The organism is Streptomyces sp. NPDC047081, assembly GCF_040643775.1.
In the GTDB taxonomy this organism is placed as follows: domain Bacteria; phylum Actinomycetota; class Actinomycetes; order Streptomycetales; family Streptomycetaceae; genus Streptomyces.
Genome location: NZ_JBEYUY010000002.1, coordinates 425,503 through 443,183, shown reverse-complemented (window position 1 = coordinate 443,183; position 17,681 = coordinate 425,503). Strand labels below are relative to the sequence as shown.

Here is a 17,681-nt window from a genome sequence, read left to right as displayed (position 1 = left end):
GCCGTATTCCGACCGGCACGCTGCTGGATCCGAACTCCGTGTTCTTCCGGACCTCACGTCGGGGAGTCGCAGCCGTGACCAGTCACCCAAGCAGGCACTGCACGGTGGAGCTCCAAGCCCTGCCGTCGCGGATCGGCCAGGTCCGCAGAATCCTTTCAGCGCAGTTGCGCTACTGGCATATGGACCCCCTCATAGACCGGGCGGCGCTCGGTGTGACGGAGCTGTTGACCAACGTCCACCGGCACGCCCAACCGGACAAGATGTGCACCGTGGAGATCGAGCTGCTGCTGGACCGGCTCACGGTCTCTGTGCACGACCACGACCCCCGCCTGCCCGAGGTGCGGGACGTGGAGACCTCCGCGACCAGCGGCCGCGGGCTCGCCATGGTCGCCGCGGTCAGCGAGAGCTGGGGAGTACGGCCGGACGGGGAGTCGGGGAAGGTCGTGTGGTTCACGCTGCCGACGACTTCACCGGCCGCCGCCTCGCCGGCCCGGCCGCTGCGCCGTACGGCGGAGAAGCCCGCGCACCGCTTCGTGGACCTCGACCACGGGGCCGACGCCCACAGGACCGCCCATGCTCCCGCCCGATCGGCCGTCGCTGGCTGATCGGGCGGTGACGGTCCACTGCTCGTGAAGGGTCATTCGGTCGCGATCGCACGCAGTACGTCCAGACGGGCCGCGCGCCTTGCCGGGCGCAGGCCCGCCAGGGCGCCTGCCGTCAGGCCCACCAGTGCCACGATCAGGAGTTGCAGCGGCGGGACGGCGAAGGCGAAGGCACTGTCGCTTGCGCCGTCCGAGGCCTTGACCAGAACCCAGCCGAGGAAGGCGCCCAGGCCCAGGCCGCCCGCGGTACCGAAGGCCGCGACCAGGATCGACTCCCAGCGGACCATGGCCCGCAGCTGGGGCCGGGTCTGGCCCACCGCGCGCAACAGGCCCAGTTCCCGGGTGCGTTCGTGGATCGCCAGGGTCAGGGTGTTGGCGATGCCGAGGAGCGCGATGAGGACCGCGAGGGCGAGCAGCGCGTAGATCAGGGTGAGCATCATGTCGATGCCGCCGGCCGAGGACTGCGCGTACTCGTCGCGGGTCTGGACCTCGGGGTTGCCGTACTGCGCGGCGACCTTCTGCACCGCCGCCTTGCCCGTGGCCGTGTCCACGCCGTCCTTGAAGGAGACCGCGACCAGGGTGTCGGCGTCCTGGGTGCGGTGCGGGGCCCAGGCGGCGCGGGTGATGACGTAGTCGCCGGCGAGTTCGGACCGGCCGTAGACCGCGCGGACCGTGAAGGTCTCCTTCTTGCCGTCGGTGAAGGCGAGTCGGGCCTTCGAGCCGGTGGTGAGGTGCTGTTTCCGCGCTTCGGCGCGGGTGACGGCCAGGCCGTCCGCGCCGAGGTCGCGGAGTGAGCCGTCGACCTTGCCGAGGTCGAAGGTGCGGTCCAGGGCGATGGGATCGGTCACCGTCAACGCCCTTCCCTTGCCGTCGACTTCGGCCACCCCGCGGCCGAGGCCCACCGCTGTGTCGACCTCGGGGAGTCGCTGGACGGCACCTGCCAGGCGGGGGCTCAGGCCGCTTCCGCCCGCGCCGAAGGACGGGGTGCTCACGGCGACGTCGCCCGCGAAGGAACGGGAGACCGTCTGGTCCATGGTCGCCTTGAGGGACGCTCCGAAGACCGTGAAGAGCGACACGACCGCCACACCGATCATCAGGGCGCTCGCGGTCGCAGCGGTCCGCTTGGGGCTGCGCAGGGCGTTGCGGCGGGCCAGGCCACCGGTGACGCCCCGGAGTTTGTCCAGAGGGCCACCGAGGATGCGTACCGCGGTCGTGGAGGCGACCGGGCCGAGGACCACGAACGCCACCAGGGCCAGGACGGCGCCAAGTGCCGCCATCCACAGGGACGGTGAGACGAGGACGCCGCTGAGGGTCACCGCCACGGCGAGCGCCGCGATGCCCATGCCGGTGACGGCCCGGGTGCGGGAGGCCGCCGAGGTGTCCACGGCCGTCTCACGGAGGGCCGCGAGAGGGGCGGTGCGGCCTGCTCGTACGGCGGGAAGGAGAGCCGAGCCGAGGCAGACCGCGATGCCTACGGCGAGCGGGAGGGCCATGGACAGGGCGCTGATCACCAAGTTGCCGTCGGGGAACGGGAATCCGATCGCCGGGAACAGCGCCTGCAGTGCGGCCGCGATGCCGATGCCGCCCGCGAGGCCTGCCGCGGAGGCGGTGACGGCCACGCCGGTGGCCTCGACGAGGGTCGTCGCGGTGACCTGGCGGCGGGAGGCGCCCAGGGCGCGCAACAGGGCGTTCTCGCGGGTGCGTTGGGCGACGACGATCGCGAACGTGTTGTGGATGGAGAAGGTCGCGACCAGGAGGGCGATGCCGGAGAAGACCAGGAGGAGGGTGGTGAAGATGCTCAGGAACTGACTGGAGATCATGTCGGTGTTCTCCTGGGCCGACTCCTGGCCGGTGATGGCCTCGACTCCCTTGGGCAGGACGGGAGTCAGGCGGTCGACGAGAGCCTTCTCACCGACGCCGGGGCCCGCCCGTACCTTGATGCTCGCCGCCTCCCCTGGACGTGCCGTGAGGTACTTCTCGGCGTCGGCGCGGGTCATGCCCGTGAAGGTCACCTGGGCCATTCCGTCCTCGCCGCCGAAGGTCGCGAGGCCGACGATCGTTACCTTGACCGGGTCGGGGGTGCGCAGGGTCGTGGTGTCGCCGAGCTTGAGGCCGCCCTTCTTGGCGGCGCCCCGGTTGACGACGACCTCGCCGGACTTCTGCGGGGCCCGGCCTTCGGCGAGCCGGTACGGGTTGAGCTCGGGGTCGGTGATCCAGTTGCCGGCGAGGGTGGGCGGGCCCTGGCCGCCGATCGGCTTGCCGTTCCTGCCGACGAGCTGGCCCGCGCCCTCGATGTCGGGCTCGGCGGCCGCCACGCCCGGCACCTCGGCGAGGGTGTCGGCGAGGGTCGTCGGGACCGGCTGGCGTACGCCCTGGCTCTCGCCCGGCGTGGTGATGGTGTCCGCGCTGCGGACCACGGCGTCGGTGCCGCTGGTCGCGTTGCCGAACATGGTGTCGAAGCTGGCGCGCAGGGTGTCGCCCATGACGAGGGTGCCGGCGAGGAACGCCACGCCGAGGAAGACCGCGAGGAACGTACCGGCGAAGCGGCGCTTGTGGGCGCGCAGGGAGGACACGCTCAGGCGTACGGCGGCGTTCATGAGGGCACCTCGAAGGCTTTCATGCGGTCCAGGACCTTGTCGGCGGTCGGGGATTCCATCCGGTCGACCAGGCGTCCGTCGGCGAGGAACACGACCTCGTCGGCGTGGGCGGCGGCCACCGGGTCGTGGGTGACCATGACGACCGTGCGGGAGGTCTGGCGCACGGTGCGGCCGAGCAGTCCGAGGACCTCCTCGCCGGAGCGGGAGTCGAGGTTGCCGGTGGGCTCGTCGGCGAAGACGACGTCCGGCCGCCCGGCGAACGCCCTTGCCACGGCGACGCGTTGCTGCTGACCGCCGGAGAGCTCGGAGGGCCGGTGGTGGAGCCGGTCGCGCAGGCCGACGACGTCGATGAGGGCGTCGAGCCACTCCGGGTCGCCCTTGCCGCCCGCGAGGTCCAGGGGCAGCGTGATGTTCTCGGCGACGGTGAGGGTCGGCACCAGGTTGAAGGCCTGGAAGACGAAGCCGACCCGGTCGCGGCGCAGGAGGGTGAGGCGGCGGTCGTCCAGTGCGCCCAGTTCGGTGTCGCCGATGTGGGCGGCGCCCGCGGTGAGGGTGTCGAGACCGGCCGCGCAGTGCATGAGGGTGGACTTGCCGGAGCCCGAGGGCCCCATGATCGCGGTGAAGCGGCCGGCCGCGAAGTCGACGCTCACCCCGTCCAGGGCCCTCACCTCGGTGTCGCCGCGCCCGTACACCTTGACGGCGTCGACGACACGCGCGGCCGTGCGCACGGTGGTCGTGGCGGTCATGCCGCACCGCCCTTGCCCACGTTCCGGCCGAACTGCTCGTCCAGGACGGACAGTCGGCGCCAGTACTCGTCCTCGTCGATCTCGCCGGAGGCGAAGCGGCGGCCGAGCACGGCGAGGGGCGAGTCCCCGGACGGGCGCGGGTCGTCCATCGCACGCCAGGGTCCGCGCCGGCCGCGCCAGACGGTGCGGCGCAGCACGGTGGCGACGCCGATCGCGACGGCCGCCCAGATCAGCGGGAAGAAGAGGATCAACGGGCCGGGGCCGCCGTTCCAGTCTGCGAGGGTCTGCATGTCGAGTCATCTCCTGAGTGGGTCCGGTGGTGATGCCTCGAGACTCGCGCCGGGGAGGGGTCCGGGTCGTCGTACGGCCAGCGGCAGTGCGCGTACCTCCCGGGGAGTAGGCGGGGGCGTTCGGGCTGCTCCTCAAGGGCTCGGCTTAAGGGCTCGACTTCTGTAACTACTAGTATGTACAGTGGCGTCATGAGCACTTCGGACCGACTCATCGAGTCCACCCGTGAGCTGCTGTGGGAGCGCGGGTACGTGGGCACCAGCCCCAAGGCGATCCTGGAGCGCGCGGGCGCCGGGCAGGGCAGCATGTACCACCACTTCAAGGGCAAGCCCGATCTCGCGCTGGCCGCGATCCGGCGTACGGCCGAGGAGTTGCGGACCGGCGCCGAGGGAGTACTGGGCGGGCCGGGGACGCCGTACGAGCGGATCGAGGCGTATCTGCTGCGCGAGCGCGATGTGCTGCGCGGCTGCCCGGTGGGGCGGCTGACGATGGATCCGGACGTCGTCGCGAGCGACGAGCTGCGCGCGCCGGTCGACGAGACGCTCGACGCGATCCGTGAGCTGATCGCAGGGATCGTCGAAGAGGGCAAGGAGCAGGGCCAGTTCGCGCCCTCGCTGGACGGCGAGGAGATCGCCGCAGCCGTCCTGGCGACCGTGCAGGGCGGCTATGTCCTCGCGCGTGCCTCCGGCTCCCCCGCCGCCTTCGAGACCGCTGTCCGAGGACTGCTCTCCCTGCTCGCACCGCGATAGGAGACCCGTACATGCACATCACGAGGAACCGCCCCGACACCCGCCAGGGCTCGGCGGAGAACTTCACCGGCCAGGTGTGGCTGGACGAGGTGGCCGCGCCCCCGGCCCCGTCCAGGCTGCGCATGTTCAACGTCCACTTCGCGCCCGGCGCGCACACCGCCTGGCACCGGCATCCGCACGGTCAGGTGCTGTACGTCACGGAGGGCGAGGGGCTGGTGCAGCGCAGGGGCGGTCCCGCGGAGGTGATCCGGGCGGGCGACACGGTGTGGATCGAGCCGGGCGAGTGGCACTGGCACGGCGCCGGGCCGCGCACCTTCATGACCCATCTCGCGGTCGTCGAGGCCGCGGAGGACGGCAGCACCGCGGAGTGGGACGCGCACGTCGGCCCCGAGGACTACCCCGCCTGAGGAGGCATCGGATGCACGCCATGCAGTACGAGCTGACCCTGCCCGCCGACTACGACACCGGCATCATCCGAGAGCGCGTCGCCCGCATCGGCCACCTCCTGGACGACTGGGCCGGCCTCGGCATCAAGTCGTATCTGCTGCGCGAGCGCGGGCGGTTCGGCTCGCCGGTGAACCAGTACGCGCCGTTCTACCTCTGGAACACCATGGACGGCATGAACACGTTCCTGTGGGGAGGCGCCTTCCAGGGGCTCAGCAATGACTTCGGGCGGCCGGTGGTACGGCAGTGGACGGGTCTGGCGTACGAGGGGGGCGGCGCCGTCGGCGGACCGGCGCGGTTCGCGGTGCGGCGGCGCGAACCCGTGCCGGACGGCGAGGAGTTGGCCGATGTGATGGCGCGGGCGGTGGGCGAGACCGAGCGGCTGGCCGATGCGGACGGGGCGGTGCTCGCGGCGGCCGCCGTGGACACGAGCCGCTGGGAGCTGGTGCACTTCTCGCTCTGGGAGCACGACGCGCCCAAGGCCGACGGGGACGTGTTCGAGGTGCTGCACCTGTCCGCGCCGGGGCTGGACCGGCTGCCGCGGGGGCGGCAGTGGTGAGTGCGGTCCGTACCGTGCTGGGGGATGTGCGGCCGGAGCAGCTGGGCGTGTGCGACGCGCACGACCATCTGTTCCTCCGCAGCCCGCGGTTGCCCGGGCAGGAGCTGAACGACGCGGCGGCCGCGCGGGCGGAGCTGGCCGCGTTCCGTGCGGTGGGCGGCGGGAGTGTCGTGCAGTGGACGCCGTACGGCATGGGGCGGCGGGCCGCGGATCTGCCCGCGCTGTCGCGGACGGCCGGAGTGCACCTGGTCTGCGCGACCGGGCTGCACCAAGCGGCCCACTACACCACGGAGTTGCTGGAAGAGGTGCGCGGCAAGCTCGCCGAGGTGTTCGTCTCGGAGCTCACCGAGGGCATCGGGACGTCGGGGGTGCGGGCCGGGCTCATCAAGGTCGCGGGCGGTTTCCACGCCCTGGACGCGCACGCCCGCTGGACGATGACGGCGGCGGCCGAGGCCCATCGTGCGACGGGCGCGACCATCGCCGTCCACCTGGAGCTCGGCACGGGCGCGCTCGACGTACTCGACCTGCTGTGCGGCAGGTTGGGGGTGGAGCCGGGGCGGGTGGTGCTCGGGCACCTCAACCGCTCCCCCGACCTGGTGGTCCAGCGGCAGGCCGCCGAGGCGGGCGCCTATCTGGCGTTCGACGGTCCGTCGCGGGCCAACCACGCCACCGACTGGCGGATGCCGGACGCCGTGCGGGCGCTGGCCGAGGCGGGTTACGGGCACCGGCTGCTGCTCGGCTGCGACACCGTGGTCGCCGGGGCCCGTTCGGTCGACGGCGGCCCGGGGATGCCGTATCTGCTGCGGCGAGTCCGCCCGCGGCTCGCGGTGGAGCTGGGTGAGGAGTTGGTGGACCGCGTCCTCACCGAGAACCCCGGCCGGGCATTCGTCGCCGACTGGCGGTGAGGCGAGCGGGGTTCAGCGGCAGAGTGCGTCGATGTCCTCGGAGAAGGTCGGGAAGTCGGCCTGTGCCGCGGTGACTATCTCGCGGGCGGTGCGGCGTGGGGTGGTCGCGTGGCGTTCGGCGAGTTGGGCCAGTGCCGGGTTCGGGCGGCCCTCGTACTGCTCGAACTCCACGATCTCCAGCGGGCCCACGCCGTCCGCCAGCACCCACAGGAAGTCGGAGAGGCTCCCGGCCACGACACCGCGCTCGCCCTCCGAGCCCAGGAACACCACGGGCTGCTCGGCGAGCGGCCGGCCCGGCCGGGCGAACCAGAGCGCGGCGAGACCGCCGGTGCCGTCCTGCCCGAAGACCCGGTAGGCGGCGCCGTCGAGCTCGTGGTTGCCGGTCCAGTTGCGCAGCCAGTCGGTGGTCTCCTCGGCGGAGTCGAAGGCGTCGTAGGGCTCGAAGTCGACGCCCTCGTCCTCCTCGTACTCGAACTCCACTCGGGCCACCTCGGCCAGGGCGGGCGGAAAGGCGCGGTCGTCGCCGGTCGTCTCGATCATGCCGGCAGGCTAGCGTCCACCACTGACAACAGCCGGTCCTGGCCGCCGGTCTCAGGCGACGGAGATGTCCACGGACGGGCGCAGTTTCGCCGCCGCGGCCAGCGCCTCGTGCACGGGATGGCCGTCGAAGGCCGTCAACAGGGCTTCGTCGGCGGGGCGTTCGGCGGCCGGGTAGGCGATCTGCTCGTACGCCGCCTGGAAGCGCGGACCCCAGCGGCGGGTGCCGAGGCGGGCCGTGCGGGAGCAGTTGTCGACCATGTAGGCGACGTTGCGGGCGTGCATGTACGGCAGGAGCGAGTCGACGGCCTCGATGACCGACTCGTTGACGATCTCCGACCAGGGGTGGCCGCGCTCCGCGAACTCGTCGATCTGCGCGGTCATGGTGGCGACGAACACACCGGCCGTGAACGGCTCGACAGGGACGGCGTGTTCGGCTCGGCGGGCGTGCGCGCGATCGCTGACCGACCACATGGGCGAGCCGCCGATCTCGCTCATCGGGCGGCTGCCCAGGCGCCGTTCGGCGAGGATCACGCTGCGCAGCTCGGTGCCGTCGGCGACCTCGTCGTAGATCTCGGCGACGATCTCGCGCGCGGGCCCGTAGGTGGCCGTGTACGCCCGGTCGAAGACGTCCCGGCCGTCCGGGTCCAGGCCCTCGCGCACCGCGCGCAGGCCGGCGTGCGAGATGGTGCGGGCGATCGGGCCGGTGATGTTCTCGCAGGACCGTTCGTACGCCGTGATCTCGTCGTCGCCGGCGACGCGGAAGCGGGTGTACAGGCTCTCGACGATGCCGTGCACGGCGCCGAGCAGGATGGCGCGTTCGCCGACGATGTCCGAGAGGTACTCGCTGTCGAGGGTGGTGCGGAAGGTGTACGGCGATCCGAGCGCGACCGACCAGCCGAGCGCGAGGTCGGTGGCCCGGCCGTCAGGGTCGGCATGGACGGCGTAACTGCTGTTGATCCCGGCGCCGTTGACCTCCTCGCCCTGCCGGTAGAGGCGCCGCACGGAGTCGCCCATGCCCTTGGGGCAGACGGCGATCACCCCATGTCCGGCGGGGAACTCCCCGCCCGTTTCCCGGAGATGGCCGAGCAGGAAGCCGTGCGAGAGGCCGATGACCGCGCCCGGCTCAAGGACCGCGAAGATCTCCGGGTGGTGGGCGGCGAGTGCGGCGTCCGCGATGAGCAGGATCAGCAGGTCGCTGTCGGCGGCGACGGCGAGCCAGTCGTCGAGTGTGCCGTCCTCCTCGGTGAAGCCGTTCGCGCGGGCGTCGGCGGCGGACGCGGAGCCCGGGCGCAGTCCGACGGTCACCCGGATGTCCGTACCGGCGAGGGAATCGCGCAGGTTGAGGGCCTGGGCACGGCCTTGCGGGCCCCAGCCGATCACACCGATGCGGCGCACCCCGGCGAAGGCCCGTGGGAGCAGCGGGAAGAGGTGCCGGCCGCCGCGCAGGATGGTCTCGGTGCCGCCGGGCACGTCCATCGTTTCGAGGGAGAAGACGCGGGAGGTGTACGTGGTGGAGGTCATGGTCGAGTTGTAGGCTCCGGGCGAGCGTTGCAGCAAGCGCAACTTGCGCAGCGCACTGTTGCGAGAAATGAAATGGGCAGGTGAGCCGGTGCGTGACGACCAGAGGGAGCTGCGGCTCTTCCTGCATCTGGCGCAGACGCTGAACTTCGGGCGGACGAGTCTCGACTGCCATGTCAGTCCGGCGACGCTGACGCGTACGGTGCAGCGGCTGGAGGCGGACCTCGGGCACCGGCTGTTCGAGCGGGGGCCGCGCGGGGTGTCGCTGACGGCGGAGGGGCACCGCTTTCGTGAATACGCCGTTCAGGCACTGGAGTTGTGGCGTGCCTACCGTGAGGAGCACCCTGACCCGGCCCAACTCACTGGCCGTCTGGCCCTGTTCGCCACCGTGACGGCCTGCCAGGCGCTGCTGCCCGACCTGTTGGCCCCGTTCCGCACCGCGCATCCGCAGGTGCGGCTGGACCTGCGCACCGGTGACGCGGCGGCCGCGCTGGCCCGGCTGGACGAGGGCGAGGTGGACGCGGCCGTGGCGGGGATCCCGGCGCGACTGCCGGAACCGCTGGTCAGCCGGACGGTGGCGGTGACCGAGCTGGACCTCGTCACGGCCCGGGACCGCCCGGATCCCGGCCTCGACGGACCGTTCGTCCTCCCCCACCGCGGACTGGTCCGCGACGCCGCCGACCGCTGGTTCCGGGCCCGCGGCACGACTCCCGAGGTGGCCTGTGAACCGGACGGTCACGAGGGGCTGTTGACGCTGGTCGCCCTGGGCTGCGGGACGGGCGTGGTGCCCCGCCTCGTACTCGAACACAGCGCTGTGCGCGAGCGGTTGGCGGTGGTGCCCGCGGATCCGGCGCCAGAGCCGTTCCCGATCGGGCTGTGCGTACGGCGGGCGGATCTGCGGAGGCCGCTGGTGGCCGCGCTGTGGAGCCTGTGCCAGTAGCGCGGGAACCCAGTGGTCAGCGGGTGGTTTTCCCGAGGTCCAGCCGCTCGATGCGCGCCACGTTCCCCCGGTCCTCCGCGTCCTCGCTCGCCTCGCCCGCGAACCAGGCGTCGAGGATCTCCTTGAGCAGCGGCTCGGAGGTGAGCCGCAGGCTGAGGGCGAGCACGTTGGCGTCGTTCCAGCGGCGGGCGCCGTCAGCGGTGTAGGCGTCGGTGCACAGGGCGGCCCGTACGCCCGGCACCTTGTTCGCGGCGATGGACGCGCCGGTGCCGGTCCAGCAGCAGACGACTGCCTGGTCGGCGGCGCCGGTGACGACGTCACGGGCCGCGGCCTCCGAGCACACGGCCCACTGCGGGTCGTCGCCGGGGCTCAGCGCGCCGTGGGTCACGACCTCGTGGCCACGCCCGGTCAGTTCCGCGACGAGGGCGCGCGCCACGGGTTCGTCCATGTCGGAGGAGACGGAGATCCGCATGTCCCGGAGCTTACTCAGCACATGCGCCGGGCGTCCCCAGGAGCTCTGCGGTGCGGACGCGCCGTGCCGGTCGGCCGCGGCGGATCACCAACCGGCGTCGCCGTGGCTCGTCCGGGACGACCGGCGCGTCCGGCAGCGCCGACAGGGCGCCGGCCCTGGCGTACCAGTCGTCGAACACGGCACGGAACACCGGGTGGGCCTGAGCGGGCAGTGAGCGCCCGACGAGAGTCATGACGGTCTCCTCCATGTGCTGGTCGATGCCGGCCGGCGGATCGCCGTACGACGCATTCGAAGCTACGGAGAAATGGCTCGCTGTTACTGTCCAATGGCATGCGGGAATCACAGACCAATCTGGCGGGCGACCTGCTGCTGCACCTGGGACCATCCGGCGAGGGGCTGCTGCACGAGCGGGTGAAGCGGGCGCTGCGTGCGGCGATCAGGGAGGGGCGGGTCGAGGTCGGCACCGCGCTGCCGCCCAGTCGGCAGCTGGCGGCCGACCTCGGCTGTTCGCGCTGGGCGGTGACCGAGGCGTACGGCCAGCTGGTCGCCGAGGGCTATCTGGAGGCGCAGACCGGTTCCGGCACGCGGGTGCGCTGGTCGAACGCATCCGAGGCGGAGGGGCGGCAGCAGGCGGCCCGCCAAGAGGCCGCGGCTCGTTTCGACCTCGCACCCGGTCTGCCGGATCTGCGCGCGTTCCCGCGCCGTCGGTGGGCCGATGCCGTGCGGGCGCAGGTGACGACGGCGGCGTACACGGAGTTCGGCTATCCCCCGTCCGGCGGTCACCCCCAGCTCAGGCGACTGCTCGCGGAGTACCTGGGCCGTTCCCGCGGTGTCTCGACGGCGCCGCAGGACGTGACGGTGTGCACGAGCGTGACGGACGGAGTGCGGCGGGTCTGTCAGGCCCTGCGCGCCGAGGGCATCACCGCGGTGGGCTGTGAGGAGCCGGGCTGGACGCGGCTGCGTGAGGTGATCCGGGCCGCGGGCCTGGATCCTGTGCCGATCGGCGTGGATAGCGGTGGCCTGCGTACCGACGAGTTGGCCGGGCATCGGGGGCTCAGGGCGGTACTGGCGACTCCCGCACACCAGTTCCCCCTTGGCAGCGTGCTCGCTCCCGAGCGGCGGGCCGCCCTGCTGCACTGGGCTCGGCAGGTGGACGGCGTGGTGCTGGAGGACGACTACGACGCGGAGTTCCGATACGACCGTCGCCCGGTCGCGGCGCTGCAGGGCATGGACCCTTCCCGCGTGATCCTCTTCAAGTCCCTCAGCAAGATCCTGTCCCCGGCGCTCGGTATCGGGTGGATCGTGGCGCCGCCGCGCTGGACCGCTCACCTGCACCGGGCCGACCAGGCGGCGACCCAGCCCTCGACGGTCGATCAGCTAGCGTTCGCCGCGCTGCTGGAGTCGGGCGGTTACGACCGTCATCTCCGGGCCTGCCGACAGCGCTACCGCAAACGTCGGGACGCCCTCGTCCAGGCCCTCGCCGACCAGCTGCCCGGCGCTCCGGTCTCCGGCATCGCGGCCGGCCTCCATCTCATCCTCCGGCTGCCGAACGCGGTGGACACCGCGGCCGTGGTCACCGCCGCGGCCCGCCGGTCACTGCGGGTGGCCGACCTCGCCGGATATCACGCCACCGAGGAACACGCCGAGCACGGTCTGGTTCTGGGATACGGCAATCTCGCCGACAATGCCGTGGACGAAGCGGTACGCCATCTCCGCGCGGCGGTTGAGGAGAGCCGGCGGCCACCGGGGCCGGCTTCGGCTGCCAGTGGCTGACGGGCGCCGGCGGAGATTGCCGGTCTACGGCACGCCCGTGGAAGTCACCGATGTCAGCCAGGCTCCCACGGAGCTGGCCGGTGTCCGGCAGGCGTCGGCGGAGACGCCGGTGTCCGACAGGCACCAGCGGAGCTCGCCGTTGTTTGACGGGCTCCGGCACCGACTGCCAGTCCATGGCTCACGCTCCGCCCCGGACGCCGGCCCCGGACACCGCGAGGAAGCCTGAGGCTCAGGCGAGTGCCCCCAGTGGATCGTCGAGGACCGGCTGCCAGGCCAACTCCGCCGCGCCGACCAGGCTGTTGTGGTCGAGGGTGCAGGCCAGGATGGGGACGCCGCCGCTCTGGCCCCACAGGCTGCGGTCGGCGACGACGGCGCGCAGGCGCTCGGGGTCGGCTTCGAGGAGGGTGCGGTGGAGGCCGCCGAGGATGATCCGGTCGGGGTTCAGGATGTTGACCAGGCCCGCCAGGCCGAGCCCGAGGCGGTCGATGAGGGCCTCGGTGGCGGCGCGGATCGCGGGGTCGTCGTAGTGGTTGCGGACGAGGTCGTCGGCCTGCTTGAGCAGGGACATCTCCGGACCCGGGTCACGGCCGGCCGCCGTGAGGAGGGCCAGCGGGTCGGCCTCGACGTCCAGGCAGCCCCGGCTGCCGCAGTGGCAGGGGCGGCCCTCGGGGTTGACGGTGAGGTGGCCGACCTCCAGGGCCAGGCCCGAACTGCCCGTGTGCAGACGGCCGTCGAGGACCAGCGCACCGCCCACGCCCCGGTGTCCGGTCGCGACGCAGAGCAGGTCCCGGGCGCCGCGGCCGGCGCCGTGCCGGTGCTCGGCGAGGGCGGCGAGGTTGACGTCGTTGCCCGCGAAGGCGGGTCCGGTGATCCCGGCCGCGCGCACGCACTCGGCGAAGATCCGGCGGACCGGCGCACCCACGGGCCAGGCCAGGTGCAGGGGGTTGAGGGCGAGGCCGTCGGGTTCGGCGACCGCGGACGGTACGGCGAGTCCGGCGCCGACGCAGCGGCGGCCCGTCGAGTGCAGCAGTTCGGCGCCCGCCTCGACGACCGAGCCGACGACCTTCGCCGGGTCTGCGTCGACGGTCTCGCAGCCCGGCGCGGTCGCGACGATCCGGCCGCCGAGGCCGACCAGCGCCGCGCGGAACCCGTCGGCGTGCACCTGCGCGGCGAGCACGACCGGCCCGTCGTCGGCGACGGCCAGCCGGTGGGAGGGCCTGCCCTGGGAGCCCGCGGCGGCACCCGGCCGGGCGTCGACCCGGATCAGCCCCAGTGCCTCCAGCTCGGCGGCCACCGCGCCCGCGGTCGCCCGGGTCACGCCCAGTTCGGCGGTGAGCACGGCGCGGGTGGGCGCCCGTCCGGTGTGCACGAGCTCCAACGCGGGCCCGAGCGCTCCGCGCCCCCGGTCCAGCCGCGTCCTCGAGGTGGTCCCTTCCCCCGTCGGCCGGGGGTCCGCCTTGCCGCTCATGAGGGCGAGTCTCCCATGATCCGCGATTACGTCGGGCTACGGGCCGCTGACCCGGAGCGCGTTGTCCGTACGTCCGGACAGTCCCCGTTCGGCCGGCGAAACCGCTCTGCGTTCCTGCTGCCCATCCTGCCCGACCGGGCCTGAACTGCGGCTCCGCTAGCCTTGACGCACGATGAACGACCGTATGACGACGCCGTGGGGCGAGCTCGCCCTGGCCCGCTTCCCCGAGGACCCGCGCGACCGGCTGCGCGCCTGGGACGCCTCCGACGAGTACCTGCTCAGGCATCTCGCCGAGGAGAAGGTGCCACTGGACGGCACGGTGGTGGTCGTCGGCGATCGCTGGGGTGCCCTGGTCACGGCGCTGGCCGGGCGGCGGCCGGTGCAGATCACGGACTCGTTCCTGGCGCAGGAGGCGACGAAGGCCAACCTCGCCCGCAACGGCGTGGAGCCGGGCACGGTGGGGCTGCTGACCACGCAGGACCCGCCGCCCGAGCGGGTGGACGTGCTGCTGGTGCGGGTGCCGAAGAGCCTGGCGCTGCTGGAGGACCAGCTGTCGCGGCTGGCGCCCACGGTGCACGCCGGGACGATGGTCGTCGGCACCGGCATGGTCAAGGAGATCCACACCTCCACGCTCAACCTCTTCGAGCGGATCCTCGGTCCGACCCGCACCTCGCTGGCCGAGAAGAAGGCCCGGCTGATCTTCTGCACCCCGGACCCCGCGCTGGAACGGCCCGCCAACCCGTGGCCGTACACCTACACGCTGCCCGACGGGATCGGCGCGGTCTCGGGGCGGACGGTCGTCAACCACGCGGGGGTGTTCTGCGCCGACCGGCTCGACATCGGCACCCGGTTCTTCCTGCGGCATCTGCCGACTGGCGGTGGCGGCCGGCGGGTGGTGGATCTGGGGTGCGGCAACGGGGTCGTGGGTACGGCGGTCGCGGTCGGCGATCCCGGGGCCGAGGTGCTGTTCGTGGACGAGTCGTTCCAGGCCGTGGCCTCGGCGGAGGCGACGTACAAGGCGAACGGGGTGCCGGGGCACGCCGAGTTCCGGGTCGGGGACGGGCTTGCGGGCGTACCGGCCGGGAGTGTCGACCTCGTGCTCAACAATCCGCCGTTCCACTCGCACCAGGCGACGACGGACGCGACGGCGTGGCGGATGTTCGCCGGGGCGCAGCGGGTGCTGCGCCCCGGCGGCGAGCTGTGGGTGATCGGCAACCGGCACCTCGGCTACCACGTGAAGCTGCGCAAGCTCTTCGGCAACAGTCGACTGGTCGCCAGTGACCCGAAGTTCGTGGTGCTGAAGGCCGTCAAGAAGTGATCAGGGGCGCTTGGAGCCGTTGAGCAGTGGCCGGCCCAGAACCCCGATGATGTCCGTCACCGCCCGGGCCATCGCCTCCCGGCCCACGCTCAGGTACTTGCGGGAGTCGACCGCCTCGGGGTGGGCGGCGAGGAACTCGCGGATCGCGCCGGTCATCGCGATGTTGAGGGCCGTGCCGACGTTCACCTTGGCTATGCCGCCCGCGACCGCCGCGGCCAGTTCGTCGTCGGGCACGCCGGAGGAGCCGTGCAGGACCAGTGGCACGTCGAGGGTCGTCGCGAGGCGCTTGAGGAGGTCGTGGTCGAGGGTGGCGGTGCGGGTGGTCATGGCGTGCGTGCTGCCGATGGCCACGGCCAGGGCGTCCACTCCGGAGTCGGCGACGAAGGCGCGGGCCTCGGTGGGGTCGGTGCGGGCGCCGGGCGCGTGGGCGTCCAGCGCGGGCTGGCCGGTCTTGCCGCCGACCTGGCCCAACTCGGCCTCGATCCACAGGCCTTGGGCGTGCGCCCAGTCGACGGCGGAGCGGGTCGCCGCGAGGTTCTGCGCGTAGGGCAGCCGGGCCGCGTCGTACATGACGGAGCTGAAACCGGCGTCGGCCGTCTGGCGCAGCAGGTCGTCGCTCTGGACGTGGTCCAGGTGCAAGCCGACGGGTACGGCGGCGCGTTCGGCGGCGGTGACGGCGGCGCGGGCGAGCGGGAGCAGCCGTCCGTAGCGGAACTTGACCGCGTTCTCACTGACTTGGAGGACGACGGGCGCGTCGGCCGCCTCGGCGCCGGCGATGACGGCTTCGACGTGTTCCAGGGTGATGATGTTGAAGGAGGCGACGGCGGAGTGCGCGGCGGCGGCCCGGGTGACGAGTTCGCCGGTGGTGACGAGGGGCACGGCTTCTCCCTTGTGAGGATGCGGCTTTGAGCGGCGTCAGGAATCGTCAGGGCGCCAGGATCACCGAGCGGGTGAGGTGGCGGGGGCGGTCCGGGTCGAGGTCGCGGGCCGCGGCCACGGCGACCGCGAGGCGCTGGGCGCGGACCAGCTCGGCGAGCGGGTCGAGGGTGCCGGGCACCCACAACCCGCCGGTCTCGCGGACCTGTTGGGCCAGCCCTTCGGGTGCCTCACCGAGCATCCAGGTCGCCGTTCCCCGGGTGGTGATGCTGATGGGGCCGTGCCGGTACTCCATCGCCGGGTAGGCCTCGGTCCAGGCGAGTGAGGCCTCGCGCATCTTCAGTCCGGCCTCGTTGGCCAGACCCACCGTCCAGCCCCGGCCGAGGAAGGTGAACTGCGTGCAGCCGACGAGCCCTTCGGGCAGCGGGGTCGTCAGGGCGCTGCGGGCGTCGGCCACGACAGCGTCGGTGTGCAGGCCGAGGTGGGCGCGGAGCAGGGTGAGCGCGGTGGTGGCGAACCGGGTCTGCACGACGGACCGTTCGTCGGCGAAGTCGAGCACGACGACGTCGTCCGCGGCGCTCATGACCGGTGTGTCCGGGTCGGCGGTGACCGCGGTCGTGCGTATGCGCCCCCTCAACTCACCGAGGAGTTCCAGCACTTCGGTCGTGGTGCCGGAGCGGGTGAGGGCCACGACGCGGTCGTACGCGCGGCCGTGCGGGAACTCGGAGGCGGCGAAGGCGTCCGTCTCGCCCTGGCCCGCGCCCTCGCGCAGCGCGGCGGCCGACTGGGCCATGAAGTACGAGGTGCCGCATCCGACGATCGCGACGCGCTCCCCCGGTGCCGGGAGCGCCCCGCCGTGGCGTGCCGCTTCGGCGGCGGCCCGGGTCCAGCACTCGGGCTGGGTCATCAGCTCGTCCTCGACATGGGTCATGCCGGATCCCTCCCCTGGTCTGCTCTTTCTTGCAAGATATAGCGAGTTTTCGAGCACAATCAAGCATTCGAGCTCATCCGGGGTGCGCTAAGGTCGCCGGGAGTTCGAGGCACGGGCGAGGATCGGAGAGTGCGGATGTCGCGGGACGCCCGCTGGAAGGCGCTGCTGGAGCTGCTCGTGGAGCGCGGCCGGCTGGACGTCGAGGAGGCGGCCGCCGAGCTGGAGGTCTCGGCCGCGACGATCCGGCGCGACTTCGACCAGCTGGCGGAGCAGCAGATGCTGGTGCGGACCCGGGGCGGCGCGGTCGTGCACGGGGTGTCGTACGAGCTGCCGCTGCGGTACAAGACCGCCCGGCACGCGTCCGAGAAGCAGCGGATCGCGAAGGCGGTCGCGGAGCTGATCGCGCCGGGTGAGGCGGTCGGGCTGACCGGCGGCACGACCACGACCGAGGTGGCGCGGGCGCTCGCCGTGCGCAGCGATCTGACGTCCGGTTCGCCCGCGCTCACCGTTGTCACGAACGCGCTCAACATCGCCAACGAGCTCGCCGTGCGGCCCCAGTTCAAGATCGTGGTGACCGGCGGGGTCGCGCGTCCGCAGTCGTACGAGCTCATCGGGCCGCTCGCGGACGGGGTGCTCGGGCAGATCACGATCGACGTGGCGGTGCTCGGCGTGGTCGCCTTCGACGCCGAGCACGGTGCCGCCGCGCACGACGAGGCGGAGGCCGCGATCAACCGGCTGCTGTGCGAGCGCGCCGAGCGGGTGGTCGTGGCGGCCGACTCCAGCAAGCTGGGACAGCGGGCGTTCGCGCGGATCTGCGGTGCGGAAGCGGTGGACACGCTGGTGACGGACACGGCGGCGAGCGCGGAGGCGGTGCGCCGGTTCGAGGAGGCGGGGATCCAGGTCCTCGCGGTCTGACACGGTCTCGACCCGAACGGCCGGATCCCGAGTCCTCGTC

The 17,681-nt window shown here is 72.6% G+C and carries 19 protein-coding genes; 9 read left to right on the top strand and 10 right to left on the bottom strand.

Annotation, left to right across the window (positions count from 1 at the left end):
• The first annotated feature begins 74 nt into the window (after positions 1-74).
• Positions 75-605: an ATP-binding protein gene (locus ABZ848_RS05095; RefSeq protein ID WP_360825466.1), complete on the top strand. Its 531-nt coding sequence runs from the start codon at positions 75-77 to the stop codon at positions 603-605.
• Between the two features lie 32 nt (positions 606-637).
• On the opposite strand, the gene ABZ848_RS05090 is transcribed toward ABZ848_RS05095, so the two are convergent.
• Genes ABZ848_RS05090 through ABZ848_RS05080 form a run of 3 tightly spaced genes read right to left on the bottom strand, consistent with a single transcriptional unit; the run spans position 638 to position 4,235 of the window.
• The gene (locus tag ABZ848_RS05090; RefSeq protein ID WP_360825463.1) at positions 638-3,199 is read right to left on the bottom strand and encodes an FtsX-like permease family protein; all 2,562 of its coding nucleotides are present in this window, start codon (positions 3,197-3,199) and stop codon (positions 638-640) included.
• Positions 3,196-3,945, bottom strand: a complete 750-nt coding sequence (locus ABZ848_RS05085; protein WP_360825460.1) for an ABC transporter ATP-binding protein — start codon at positions 3,943-3,945, stop codon at positions 3,196-3,198. The genes ABZ848_RS05090 and ABZ848_RS05085 overlap by 4 nt, the downstream gene beginning before the upstream one ends.
• Positions 3,942-4,235, bottom strand: a complete 294-nt coding sequence (locus ABZ848_RS05080; RefSeq protein ID WP_360825457.1) for an SHOCT domain-containing protein — start codon at positions 4,233-4,235, stop codon at positions 3,942-3,944. Before ABZ848_RS05080 ends, ABZ848_RS05085 begins: the two co-directional genes overlap by 4 nt.
• 174 nt (positions 4,236-4,409) lie before the next feature.
• Here ABZ848_RS05080 and ABZ848_RS05075 point away from each other — a divergent pair, with 174 nt between their 5' ends.
• The 4 genes from ABZ848_RS05075 to ABZ848_RS05060 are packed head-to-tail and all read left to right on the top strand — an operon-like array spanning position 4,410 to position 6,890.
• Positions 4,410-4,982 carry a TetR/AcrR family transcriptional regulator gene (locus tag ABZ848_RS05075; RefSeq protein ID WP_360825455.1) on the top strand — a complete coding sequence of 191 codons (573 nt, stop codon included), beginning with the start codon at positions 4,410-4,412 and terminating at the stop codon, positions 4,980-4,982.
• Positions 4,983-4,993: 11 nt separating this feature from the next.
• The gene (locus ABZ848_RS05070) at positions 4,994-5,389 is read left to right on the top strand and encodes a cupin domain-containing protein (protein WP_360825452.1); all 396 of its coding nucleotides are present in this window, start codon (positions 4,994-4,996) and stop codon (positions 5,387-5,389) included.
• Between the two features lie 11 nt (positions 5,390-5,400).
• A complete protein-coding gene (locus ABZ848_RS05065; RefSeq protein ID WP_360825449.1) occupies positions 5,401-5,985 on the top strand; it encodes a DUF4865 family protein in 585 nt (194 codons plus the stop codon).
• On the top strand, positions 5,982-6,890 hold the full coding sequence (locus ABZ848_RS05060; protein WP_360825446.1) for a phosphotriesterase: 909 nt from the start codon (positions 5,982-5,984) through the stop codon (positions 6,888-6,890). Before ABZ848_RS05065 ends, ABZ848_RS05060 begins: the two co-directional genes overlap by 4 nt.
• A 12-nt stretch (positions 6,891-6,902) precedes the next feature.
• Here ABZ848_RS05060 and ABZ848_RS05055 read toward each other — a convergent pair whose 3' ends face one another.
• Both ABZ848_RS05055 and ABZ848_RS05050 read right to left on the bottom strand, forming a co-directional pair.
• Positions 6,903-7,430 carry an SMI1/KNR4 family protein gene (locus ABZ848_RS05055; RefSeq protein ID WP_360825443.1) on the bottom strand — a complete coding sequence of 176 codons (528 nt, stop codon included), beginning with the start codon at positions 7,428-7,430 and terminating at the stop codon, positions 6,903-6,905.
• A gap of 51 nt (positions 7,431-7,481) precedes the next feature.
• Entirely contained in the window at positions 7,482-8,951 is a 1,470-nt protein-coding gene (locus ABZ848_RS05050) for a ketol-acid reductoisomerase (protein ID WP_360825440.1), read from the bottom strand.
• 88 nt (positions 8,952-9,039) lie between these two features.
• Between ABZ848_RS05050 and ilvY the strand changes: the two genes are divergently transcribed.
• On the top strand, positions 9,040-9,888 hold the full coding sequence (ilvY, locus tag ABZ848_RS05045; protein WP_360825437.1) for an HTH-type transcriptional activator IlvY: 849 nt from the start codon (positions 9,040-9,042) through the stop codon (positions 9,886-9,888).
• A 16-nt stretch (positions 9,889-9,904) separates the two neighbouring features.
• On the opposite strand, the gene ABZ848_RS05040 is transcribed toward ilvY, so the two are convergent.
• Both ABZ848_RS05040 and ABZ848_RS05035 read right to left on the bottom strand, forming a co-directional pair.
• Positions 9,905-10,360, bottom strand: coding sequence for an RpiB/LacA/LacB family sugar-phosphate isomerase (locus ABZ848_RS05040; RefSeq protein ID WP_360825434.1), 456 nt, complete (start codon positions 10,358-10,360; stop codon positions 9,905-9,907).
• Between the two features lie 10 nt (positions 10,361-10,370).
• Positions 10,371-10,592, bottom strand: a complete 222-nt coding sequence (locus tag ABZ848_RS05035; RefSeq protein WP_360825431.1) for a hypothetical protein — start codon at positions 10,590-10,592, stop codon at positions 10,371-10,373.
• Between the two features lie 98 nt (positions 10,593-10,690).
• Here ABZ848_RS05035 and ABZ848_RS05030 point away from each other — a divergent pair, with 98 nt between their 5' ends.
• Positions 10,691-12,133 carry a PLP-dependent aminotransferase family protein gene (locus ABZ848_RS05030; RefSeq protein ID WP_360825428.1) on the top strand — a complete coding sequence of 481 codons (1,443 nt, stop codon included), beginning with the start codon at positions 10,691-10,693 and terminating at the stop codon, positions 12,131-12,133.
• A gap of 229 nt (positions 12,134-12,362) precedes the next feature.
• Here ABZ848_RS05030 and ABZ848_RS05025 read toward each other — a convergent pair whose 3' ends face one another.
• The gene (locus tag ABZ848_RS05025) at positions 12,363-13,601 is read right to left on the bottom strand and encodes an ROK family protein (protein ID WP_360825425.1); all 1,239 of its coding nucleotides are present in this window, start codon (positions 13,599-13,601) and stop codon (positions 12,363-12,365) included.
• Between the two features lie 184 nt (positions 13,602-13,785).
• Here ABZ848_RS05025 and ABZ848_RS05020 point away from each other — a divergent pair, with 184 nt between their 5' ends.
• On the top strand, positions 13,786-14,919 hold the full coding sequence (locus tag ABZ848_RS05020; RefSeq protein ID WP_360825822.1) for a methyltransferase: 1,134 nt from the start codon (positions 13,786-13,788) through the stop codon (positions 14,917-14,919).
• Here the strand turns inward: ABZ848_RS05020 and ABZ848_RS05015 are convergent, their stop codons facing one another.
• Positions 14,920-15,798, bottom strand: a complete 879-nt coding sequence (locus tag ABZ848_RS05015; RefSeq protein WP_360825422.1) for a class II fructose-bisphosphate aldolase — start codon at positions 15,796-15,798, stop codon at positions 14,920-14,922. It abuts the gene before it with no gap.
• 46 nt (positions 15,799-15,844) lie between these two features.
• Entirely contained in the window at positions 15,845-16,726 is an 882-nt protein-coding gene (locus tag ABZ848_RS05010) for an SIS domain-containing protein (protein WP_360825419.1), read from the bottom strand.
• Positions 16,727-16,861: 135 nt separating this feature from the next.
• Between ABZ848_RS05010 and ABZ848_RS05005 the strand changes: the two genes are divergently transcribed.
• Complete coding sequence (locus tag ABZ848_RS05005) at positions 16,862-17,641, top strand: DeoR/GlpR family DNA-binding transcription regulator (RefSeq protein ID WP_360825416.1); 780 nt, start codon at positions 16,862-16,864, stop codon at positions 17,639-17,641.
• The last annotated feature ends 40 nt before the right edge of the window (positions 17,642-17,681 follow it).

What these genes read in the sequence shown, in the direction of transcription:
- ABZ848_RS05090 (WP_360825463.1), bottom strand. Translation starts at nt 3,199, where the DNA reads ATGAACGCCGCCGTACGCCTGAGCGTGTCCTCCCTGCGCGCCCACAAG.
- ABZ848_RS05085 (WP_360825460.1), bottom strand. Translation starts at nt 3,945, where the DNA reads ATGACCGCCACGACCACCGTGCGCACGGCCGCGCGTGTCGTCGACGCC.
- ABZ848_RS05080 (WP_360825457.1), bottom strand. Translation starts at nt 4,235, where the DNA reads ATGCAGACCCTCGCAGACTGGAACGGCGGCCCCGGCCCGTTGATCCTC.
- ABZ848_RS05075 (WP_360825455.1), top strand. Translation starts at nt 4,410, where the DNA reads ATGTACAGTGGCGTCATGAGCACTTCGGACCGACTCATCGAGTCCACC.
- ABZ848_RS05070 (WP_360825452.1), top strand. Translation starts at nt 4,994, where the DNA reads ATGCACATCACGAGGAACCGCCCCGACACCCGCCAGGGCTCGGCGGAG.
- ABZ848_RS05065 (WP_360825449.1), top strand. Translation starts at nt 5,401, where the DNA reads ATGCACGCCATGCAGTACGAGCTGACCCTGCCCGCCGACTACGACACC.
- ABZ848_RS05055 (WP_360825443.1), bottom strand. Translation starts at nt 7,430, where the DNA reads ATGATCGAGACGACCGGCGACGACCGCGCCTTTCCGCCCGCCCTGGCC.
- ABZ848_RS05050 (WP_360825440.1), bottom strand. Translation starts at nt 8,951, where the DNA reads ATGACCTCCACCACGTACACCTCCCGCGTCTTCTCCCTCGAAACGATG.
- ABZ848_RS05040 (WP_360825434.1), bottom strand. Translation starts at nt 10,360, where the DNA reads ATGCGGATCTCCGTCTCCTCCGACATGGACGAACCCGTGGCGCGCGCC.
- ABZ848_RS05035 (WP_360825431.1), bottom strand. Translation starts at nt 10,592, where the DNA reads ATGACTCTCGTCGGGCGCTCACTGCCCGCTCAGGCCCACCCGGTGTTC.
- ABZ848_RS05030 (WP_360825428.1), top strand. Translation starts at nt 10,691, where the DNA reads ATGCGGGAATCACAGACCAATCTGGCGGGCGACCTGCTGCTGCACCTG.
- ABZ848_RS05025 (WP_360825425.1), bottom strand. Translation starts at nt 13,601, where the DNA reads ATGAGCGGCAAGGCGGACCCCCGGCCGACGGGGGAAGGGACCACCTCG.
- ABZ848_RS05020 (WP_360825822.1), top strand. Translation starts at nt 13,786, where the DNA reads ATGACGACGCCGTGGGGCGAGCTCGCCCTGGCCCGCTTCCCCGAGGAC.
- ABZ848_RS05010 (WP_360825419.1), bottom strand. Translation starts at nt 16,726, where the DNA reads ATGACCCATGTCGAGGACGAGCTGATGACCCAGCCCGAGTGCTGGACC.
- ABZ848_RS05005 (WP_360825416.1), top strand. Translation starts at nt 16,862, where the DNA reads ATGTCGCGGGACGCCCGCTGGAAGGCGCTGCTGGAGCTGCTCGTGGAG.